This is a genomic window from Polaromonas sp. UBA4122 (assembly GCA_002381615.1).
Taxonomy (GTDB): Bacteria; Pseudomonadota; Gammaproteobacteria; order Burkholderiales; family Burkholderiaceae_C; genus Polaromonas.
Map to the genome: position 1 here is coordinate 19,704 of DFWY01000015.1, position 8,370 is coordinate 28,073.

At 59.5% G+C, this 8,370-nt stretch carries 7 protein-coding genes and 1 pseudogene; 3 read left to right on the top strand and 5 right to left on the bottom strand.

The window, feature by feature from the left end; genetic code table 11:
* Positions 1–20: 20 nt before the first annotated feature.
* The 3 genes and pseudogenes from B3F77_RS02290 to istB form a co-directional block, all read right to left on the bottom strand.
* A complete protein-coding gene (locus B3F77_RS02290; RefSeq protein WP_293603387.1) occupies positions 21–1,418 on the bottom strand; it encodes an ABC transporter permease in 1,398 nt (465 codons plus the stop codon).
* The gene (locus B3F77_RS02295; RefSeq protein WP_293603395.1) at positions 1,415–2,152 is read right to left on the bottom strand and encodes an ABC transporter ATP-binding protein; all 738 of its coding nucleotides are present in this window, start codon (positions 2,150–2,152) and stop codon (positions 1,415–1,417) included. Before B3F77_RS02295 ends, B3F77_RS02290 begins: the two co-directional genes overlap by 4 nt.
* 459 nt (positions 2,153–2,611) lie before the next feature.
* Positions 2,612–3,307, bottom strand: a pseudogene (gene istB, locus B3F77_RS02300) (IS21-like element helper ATPase IstB); the annotation flags it as partial.
* 142 nt (positions 3,308–3,449) lie between these two features.
* On the opposite strand from istB, the gene B3F77_RS02305 reads away from it, so the two are divergent.
* From B3F77_RS02305 to B3F77_RS02315, 3 genes are all read left to right on the top strand, one after another.
* Positions 3,450–3,914 carry a hypothetical protein gene (locus tag B3F77_RS02305; protein WP_293603389.1) on the top strand — a complete coding sequence of 155 codons (465 nt, stop codon included), beginning with the start codon at positions 3,450–3,452 and terminating at the stop codon, positions 3,912–3,914.
* A 256-nt stretch (positions 3,915–4,170) separates the two neighbouring features.
* Positions 4,171–4,761: a hypothetical protein gene (locus B3F77_RS02310; RefSeq protein ID WP_293603390.1), complete on the top strand. Its 591-nt coding sequence runs from the start codon at positions 4,171–4,173 to the stop codon at positions 4,759–4,761.
* 98 nt (positions 4,762–4,859) lie between these two features.
* Complete coding sequence (locus tag B3F77_RS02315) at positions 4,860–5,051, top strand: hypothetical protein (RefSeq protein WP_293603391.1); 192 nt, start codon at positions 4,860–4,862, stop codon at positions 5,049–5,051.
* Positions 5,052–5,120: 69 nt separating this feature from the next.
* Here the strand turns inward: B3F77_RS02315 and pntB are convergent, their stop codons facing one another.
* Together pntB and B3F77_RS02325 are read right to left on the bottom strand one after the other, a co-directional pair.
* Positions 5,121–6,539: a Re/Si-specific NAD(P)(+) transhydrogenase subunit beta gene (gene pntB, locus B3F77_RS02320; protein ID WP_293603392.1), complete on the bottom strand. Its 1,419-nt coding sequence runs from the start codon at positions 6,537–6,539 to the stop codon at positions 5,121–5,123.
* Positions 6,540–6,551: 12 nt separating this feature from the next.
* On the bottom strand, positions 6,552–8,171 hold the full coding sequence (locus B3F77_RS02325) for a Re/Si-specific NAD(P)(+) transhydrogenase subunit alpha (protein ID WP_293603396.1): 1,620 nt from the start codon (positions 8,169–8,171) through the stop codon (positions 6,552–6,554).
* Positions 8,172–8,370 lie beyond the last annotated feature (199 nt).

The window sequence follows — 8,370 nt, forward strand, 5'->3', positions numbered from 1 at the left end:
GACCGTGGAGCCTCTCTCTATCAAACGTGGCGCAGGGCCTCGACCACGTCCAGTCGCGCAGCCCGGTGGGCAGGCCACCAGGCAGACAGGATCGCAATGCAGATGAGGCCGAAGGTTGTGCCAAGGATCATGCGATTTTCACCCCAGACGTTGACCGTGAATGGCACCAACTCGACGTTGCCTGGCGGCAACCAAGGCATGCCAATCTGGTTGATGATGACAGACAACACCAACGCCAGCACAACACCGAGCACAGCCCCGCAAAGGCCGAGCAGCGCTCCTTCGGTCACAAACAGGCGCCGAATACCGGATCGACGCAAGCCAATCGCACGCAGGGTGCCAATCTCGACGGTGCGTTCGACAACAGTGGTGTTCATGGTGTTGCTGACAGTAAACAGAACGATGCCGCCAATCAGCACGAAAACGAAACCAAATATAGTGTCAAACATCTGCATGGTCTGGACATAAAAAGGATTCAGTGCCCGAAAGTCCAGCACGGCCAGCGGCTGGCTGGTGGAAAACTTGGCCAGTATCGGCGCCAGGCGCACAAGCGCCGCCGGAATCTGATCAGAGTGGCGAAGCTGGATCATGATCGAAGTTGCCCTGGGTGGTGATTTACCATAGATTAACTTCTGTAATTGCGCAAGATGCATCATCACGTAGACTTCATCGAGCTCCTTAACACCCTGGTCTTCGGCACGAATCACTTCCAGTGAAGTGACATTCGGTGCACCCCGGGCGTTGACGACCAGCACTTCGATCCTGCGTGGGCTGGCCCCGGCGGTGCCGGACGCAGCCGTTGTCTCTTGCAGGCTGAGCTGGGCGATATCGTCCGGAAGTGCCTTGCTGTCGGCCTTCTGCTCCTTTTCGGGCTTGGGACAGCGGGCAATCTTTAATGCATCACATAACTGCAGTACCCGGGCCACGCCGGTTCCGACGACGGCGGCATCTGCCGCCGCCCCCTCGAGAGCAGACGCCGGAGCCTTGGTACGCAGATCAAAGTCGTTCCAGCGCCGCATGCGGTTGATGTCTTCGGCAACGAACCCATTGCCGATGATGGTGCGGGAGACGTTGGCCGCGTAATTGGCGGCAATGCCGCCAAACTGTAGCGTTGGCGTCACCACAAGGAGCATGTTGCGCAACACTTCATCGCTCTGGATGGCGGCCATGATCTTTGTGTAATCGGCAATACCATAAGCGGTCGGGTTGCCGCTGCCATAAAGATAAAAGTCCCGGTGCTGAATTTGCAGGTGGCCACCCTTTTGCACGTGTCTGGTGTGCAACTCATAATTGACATTGGTGCTGAAGCCGCCGAACAAGAGGATCGAGGTCGAACCGATCGCCATCGCCAACAAGGTGGCCAACGAGCGGCGCCGGTTGCGCAAGAGATTGCGCACGGCCAGGGACCAGGTCATCATGGTACGTCCGCCTGGCCTTGGCGACGAATGCCGCGAATCGTGCCGTCCTTGAGAAAAATCGTGTCGTCAGCGGCCTTAATCACGTCAGGATCATGGGACGAAAAAATAAAGGATGCCTCATATCGATCCACCATCTGACGCATCAAGGCGAGAATGGCAGCCCCGGTCTGGCTGTCCAGATTGGCGGTCGGTTCGTCGGCGATGACCAACTTTGGCTTGCGGGCCAAGGCGCGGGCAATGGCGACTCGCTGGCGTTGCCCACCCGACAATTGGCCCGGAAGGCTCTTGGCCTTATCGCTCAACCCGACCGCGTCGAGCAGCTTGGATACCCTTTCACCCCGTTTTTTCGCCGATGCGCCCGCCAGCAGCAAAGGGTATTCGATATTCTCATATGCGCTCAGGACAGGTAGGAGGTTGAAGTTCTGAAAAATGAAGCCGATGTTGTTGGCACGGAAGTCCGACAGAGCGTCATCGGTCAAGTCGCCCACCTTGCAGCCGGCCACTATGATTTCGCCACTGTCAGGCTTGTCGATGCAGCCGATCATGTTGAGCAGGGTTGTCTTGCCACTGCCCGATGGACCCAGCAGCACGGTAAAACATGCGCGGCGGACGACAATATCGACCCCTTTAATCACCGGGGCGCTAACTGAATCCAGGTGATAGGTTTTTTCGACCTGCTTGAGAACGGCCACCGGTCGATGATTTCCCGCGTTTTCCGCAGTCCGCTCTGTCATCTTTCGCCCCAATTGAAATATGTTCGCTCGGGTCGCCAATTATTACCACATCCGAAGCCAAGTCGTTCCCAAATCAGCGTGGGGGGAGTGAACCAACGGCGTCGACCAGCGCATTGGGCGACCCGAAATTCAGCCGAAAGAACAGTGTAATGCGTTCGACGTCCGGACTGCATCGCTCGCCAAGTTGATTTTCGAATTCAACCTATTTCCGGCAGTTAACGCGGCATAAACCGGCTGCAAGCTAGACTGAGAGCCAGTTTCAACGGATTTACAGAGGTCACCTGGCTATTCCGCTGATCGTGACCGATGACTCCGGCCTCGTGACCGGTCGTTCCGGGGAACGTGACCGACGGTTTTAACAAGCCGGACACAGCGCACTTTGAATTGTAGGTATTTCGGTTTTTGGGGTCGGTTTTTTCCTTTTTTTAATGGCTTTAAGGGCGCGTCAGCGCCCCCTCGTCACTGCACCTGGGGAGCTTGGACGGCCTCTTGATCGCCTGATGATTTTTGCTTGGAACTGCGCAACGACTCCCCCTTGGGCGTGATCCGGTGTGTGCGCTGCAGCAGCCGGTCCAGCATCGCGTCGGCGATGGTGGCGTCACCAATCCAGCTATGCCAGTGCTCTACCGGCAATTGGATGGTAATGATCGTGCCCCGAGTGGCGGCGCGGTCATCAATAATTTCCAGCAGATCTGCGCGCGTGCCGGCGTCCAGCGCGGCCACCGCCCAGTCATCGAGAATCAGCACATCGGTCTTGGCCAGCTGGATCAGCCACTTGCCAAAGCCCCCTGAGCCATGCAGCACGCGCAACTCCTCGGCCAGCCGTGGCGTGCGCAGGTAGCTCACCGAGTGCCCATGCCGGCAGGCGTATTGCCCCAGCGCGCAAGCCAGCCATGTCTTGCCCGAACCGGTGGCGCCGTTGATGATCACCGTGTGGCCCGTCTTGATCCAATCCCCCAGAGCCAAACTGGTGATCTGGCCTCGGTCCACACCGCGACCTGCGCGCGTATCCATATCCTCAATCGTGGCCTGCGGATACTTCAGCCGGGCCGGGCTCAGTAGTCGGGTACGCCGGCGGTCATCGCGGCTGGCCACTTCCCGGTCCACCAGCATGGCAAGCCGCTCCTCAAAGCTCAGGGCGCTCATGGATGGCTGCCCCTTGAGCTACAGCAGCCACAACGCGCACAGCAAACGCGATGTACTGGGAACATGGCTGCTGGCGATACTGGCCGGGCACAAACGCCACGCGCACATCACCTGACTCCGAGGTGATGCGGTGAGCCCCCATATTCTGGGAATGAAAAAAATCATCAGCGAAGACGCGCTGCGTGGCTCGTTGACTTGCATGAGCGCCGAGCAAAGTAATGCTTGGCTTGTGCCCCAACCCCTGACAAGGGTGCAAGCCGCATTGAGCACCCCCTGGATACTGGACATCGACACCACCATCAAACCCTTGTACGGCAAACAAAGCGGAGCTGAGGTGAGCTACAACCCCCACAAGCACGGTCGCCCCAGCCATGCCCTGCATACCTACTGGGTCGGCAATCTGCGACTGGTACTCGACGTTGTTATCTCCCCCGGCAAAGAGCACAGCGCAGCATCAGCGCGACCTGACTTGATCGCCGTACTGAACAAACTCACCCCCAACAGCGCCCAGCCCTGGTCCGAGGAGACTGCGGCTTTGGCAACGAGCCCTTCATTGCCGAGTTGGAAGAGCGCGCCCAGCCCTACCTGTTCAAACTACGCCAGACCGTGGGCGTAAAGCGCATGCTGGCACGCCAATTTGCACGCGATGACTGGGAGCACACCCAGACCCAGCGACCAGGGCTGGAGCGTAGTCGAAGACACCCTCAAGCTGCCGGGCTGGGATAAACTCGACTGCTATCGCGCGTGCTGGAGGGTCAGCCACTGGGCAAACGATATCGTGCCCCGGCCCATGCGTTTGCCAAGCGCTACACCCCGGCTGACGCGCTCGAGGTAGATCGCGCGCATGGCACGCTATCAGGCCACCGGCCACCGTGCATTTACTCAAGCGGGCATGGCATGTGTTTGCTGATGCGCGCTTTGAACGCCCGGCCAGCCTGTCGATGTCGCACCTGTACAACCTGCGCCACAGCAAGATTTACCAGAATCAGCGCGTGAGCTTTGTCAAGACGCGCCCCGTAGTCAACCCCATCGACATACGGCGCGCCCCACGCCCACAGGGTCGTCTTGGCTTCATCCGCATAATTCGGTTCACCAAGGTGATCTGGACGGCACCAAAGGGGGTCTATCACGTCAATGCGGTGGATATCGTCACCCAGTGGGAGGTGGTGGCCACCTGTGAGCGCATCAGCGAGGTCTACTTGCTGCATGTGCTGCAAGACCTCATCGAGCAGTCTCCCTTCGAGATTCTGGGGCTTCACTCGGACAACGGCAGCGAGTACATCAATAAAACAGAAGCTGCGCTGCTGGAGAAGATGCGCATTGATCAGACCAAATCCCACTCACGCCATTCCAATGACAATGCGCTGGCCGAAGAGCAAAAATGGCTCAGTGATCAGAAAGGCATTTGGCTACAGCCACATACCCCAGCGCTTTGCCGCTCCCATCAACGCGTTCTATTGTGAGTTTCTCAACCCCTATGTCAAACTGCACCGCCCTTGTCTGTTTGCCAGAGAGGTGGTCGCCGCCAAGGGCAATATCCGTAAGACCTACCCGCCATGACATGGTTCAAACCTCGTTGTCCAAGCTGGAAAGTCTGGAGGGTGTGGGCAAGTTCCTGCGCTCGGAACTCACTATTGAACAACTTCAATTGCAGGCCAAAGCCCAGAGCGATCTCGATGCTAACAACACCATGAATGTTGCCCGGCTTAAACTATTCGACTTGTTCAACCGACGATCCAAATCCGTCGCCTGATTCATCCCTTCGATCCAGCTTCGCTCAGGCTCATACCTGAATTGGAAAATACTCCTGTGTTTTCCCTAATCAGACTTTCAGCGCGGTCAGAACTTCGTCCAGCATCTTCTTGGCGTCACCAAACAGCATGCGGTTGTTTTCTTTGTAGAACAGCGGGTTGTCCACCCCAGCGTAGCCCGAGGCCATGCTGCGCTTCATGACAATGGAGGTCTTGGCCTTCCAGACTTCGAGCACCGGCATGCCGGCAATCGGGCTGCTCGGGTCGTCCTGGGCGCCGGGGTTGACGATGTCGTTGGCACCAATCACCATGACCACATCGGTTTTGGGGAAGTCATCGTTCAATTCATCCATTTCGAACACGATGTCGTAAGGCACCTTGGCTTCGGCCAGCAACACGTTCATGTGGCCAGGCATACGCCCCGCCACCGGGTGAATACCAAAGCGCACGTTGACGCCCTTCTCGCGCAAGAACTTGGTGATCTCAAACACGGTGTGCTGCGCTTGCGCCACGGCCATGCCGTAGCCGGGAACAATGACCACGCTCTTGGCTTCACGCAGCAGCTCGGCGGTCTCGATGGCACTCACCGGGGTCACCTCGCCGGCCGGTTGTGCCGCGCCACCGGCCGGTTTCGGGGTCGCGCTGGTGGTGCCGAAACCACCCGCAATCACGCTGATGAAGCTGCGAGCCATTGCCGTGCACATGATGTAGGACAGGATTGCGCCGCTGGAGCCGACCAAGGCACCGATGACGATCAGCAGGTCGTTGGACAGCATGAAGCCGGTGGCGGCGGCCGCCCAACCCGAGTAGCTGTTGAGCATGGACACCACCACTGGCATGTCGGCGCCGCCGATGGCCATCACCATGTGGATGCCAAACAGCAGCGCAATCACCGTCATCACGATCAGCGGCGTCATGCCGGCACTCAGGGATTCGGCGTGCAGGAACTCGCGCCCGAAATAGATCACCACTAACAGGCCCACCAGGTTCATCCAGTGCCGCCCTGGCAACAACATGGGGTTGCCGCCGATGCGGCCCGAGAGCTTGCCAAACGCGATGATGGAGCCGGAGAAGGTGACCGCACCGATCAGGATGCCGATGTAGATCTCCATTTCGTGGATGGACTTGGCGGCACCGGTGAAACCGCTCGAAGCGGCCGGATCAATGTAGGTGGCAAACCCGACCAGCATGGCGGCCAGACCGACCATGCTGTGCATCAATGCCACCAACTCGGGCATCTGCGTCATTTGCACGGTGCGCGCCGCATACAGACCGATGCTGGCGCCCACCAGCATGGCGCCGATGATCCAGGGAATACCGGAGGCGCTCACTTGGGGGCCGAACACCGTGGCCAGCACGGCGATCGTCATGCCGATCATGCCGTAGAGGTTGCCGCGCAGCGCGGTTTGCTGGTTGGACAGTCCGCCCAGGCTCAAGATGAAAAGAATTGTGGCCCCAATATAGGAGACCGTTGCCAAGCTTGCAGACATCAGTCGCCTCTCTTATTTACGGAACATGGCCAGCATGCGCTGGGTCACGGCAAAGCCGCCGAACATATTGATGGCGGTGAGCACAATGCCCGCCGCTGCCACCCAGCGTATCAACTCATCAGGGCGATCAACCGCCCCGGCAATCGGTGAAATCTGCACCAGTGCACCGATGGCGATGATGCTGCTGATGGCGTTGGTCACGCTCATGAGCGGTGTGTGCAAGGCTGGCTTGACGTTCCACACCACCATGTAGCCGACAAAGCAGGCCAGCACAAAGACCGTGAAGTGCGCCAGGAATTCCTTGGGCGCGCTGGCTCCGATCAGCCAAAAGAGCAATGCCGCGACGCCAAACATCACCGCTGTGCGGGTGCCGGACGCCGGGGCGCTGCTTTGACCATGCCCACCCTTGGGCTTGGCCACCACTGCTGCAGGTTTGACTGCCGGCGCTGCCGGCGCAGCCGGTAGTTTAGGCGCCGGCGGCGGCCAGGTGATGTTGCCCTCCTTGGTTACGGTCAGGCCGCGGATGGCATCGTCTTCCATGTTGACGTTGATGATGCCATCCTTGGTCTTGCACAGTTCCTCGGCCAGGCGAAACAGGTTGGTGGCGTACAAAGTGCTGGACTGCGTGGACAGGCGCGAGACCAGGTCGGTGTAGCCGACGATGGTCACGCCGTGCTTCACCACCGCCTGGCCGGGCTCGGTCAGCTCGCAGTTGCCGCCCTGCTCGGCGGCCATGTCAACGATGACGCTACCCGGCTTCATGCTCTTCACCATCTCGGCGGTGATGAGCTTGGGCGCAGGCTTGCCAGGGATCAGCGCGGTGGTGATGATGATGTCTACATCTTTGGCCTGCTTGGCGTACATGGCGCGCTGGGCCTGCTGAAAGCCCTCGCTCATGACCTTGGCGTAGCCGCCGCCGCCAGAACCCTCTTCCTCATATTCGACCTTCACGAATTCGCCGCCCAGCGACACGACCTGGTCGGCCACTTCGGCACGGGTGTCATTGGCACGAACGATGGCACCCAGGCTGGCGGCGGTGCCAATCGCCGCCAGTCCGGCAACACCAGCACCCGCAATAAAGACCTTGGCTGGCGGCACCTTGCCCGCAGCCGTGATCTGACCGCTGAAGAAGCGGCCAAAAGCGTTGGCCGCCTCAATGACGGCGCGGTAGCCGGCAACACCGGCTTGGGAGGTCAACGCATCCATCTTCTGGGCGCGGCTCAGCGTGCGCGGCAGCGCGTCGATGGCCAGCACGGTGACCTTCCTGGCGGCGAGCTGCTTGAGCAGCTCCGGATTTTGCGCGGGCCAGATGAAGCTCACCAGCGTGCTGCCCTCGTGCATCAGCGCCACTTCTTCGGCCGTGGGGGCCCGCACCTTGAACACGATGTCCGAAGAGGCCCACAACTGGGCTGCTCCTTCGACGACCGTGGCCCCGGCGGCGCGGTAGGCATCGTCGCTCATATTGGCGGCGTCCCCGGCACCCGATTCCACTGACACGGTGAACCCCAGTTTGATGAGTTTCCCCACCACATCAGGAACCGTCGCCACGCGTTTTTCGCCCGGAAAAACTTCGCGCGGCACGCCAATGCGCTGCACCGTGTTAGGTGTCTCGCTGGAAGAAGGATTGCCCATCTCAGGGGCAACGGCGACACGGGTGATTCCCGATGTCGTCGCAATAGGTACGCCGGTCTGCATTAAGCGACTCCTCAACTTGATTTTTGCAACAGCTGGTGCGGTGCCTCTCCGCTGACAAACACTGCGGGAAACACTGCGCGGCAAGCTTAACTTAATTTGCTCCGATTGCAGATCAGGCAACCATGACGTGGGTCAA

Coding starts and splice junctions, on each gene's coding strand:
- B3F77_RS02295 (WP_293603395.1), bottom strand. CDS start 2,152: ATGACAGAGCGGACTGCGGAAAACGCGGGAAATCATCGACCGGTGGCC.
- B3F77_RS02325 (WP_293603396.1), bottom strand. CDS start 8,171: ATGGGCAATCCTTCTTCCAGCGAGACACCTAACACGGTGCAGCGCATT.
- B3F77_RS02290 (WP_293603387.1), bottom strand. CDS start 1,418: ATGATGACCTGGTCCCTGGCCGTGCGCAATCTCTTGCGCAACCGGCGC.
- pntB (WP_293603392.1), bottom strand. CDS start 6,539: ATGTCTGCAAGCTTGGCAACGGTCTCCTATATTGGGGCCACAATTCTT.
- B3F77_RS02305 (WP_293603389.1), top strand. CDS start 3,450: ATGAAAAAAATCATCAGCGAAGACGCGCTGCGTGGCTCGTTGACTTGC.
- B3F77_RS02315 (WP_293603391.1), top strand. CDS start 4,860: ATGGTTCAAACCTCGTTGTCCAAGCTGGAAAGTCTGGAGGGTGTGGGC.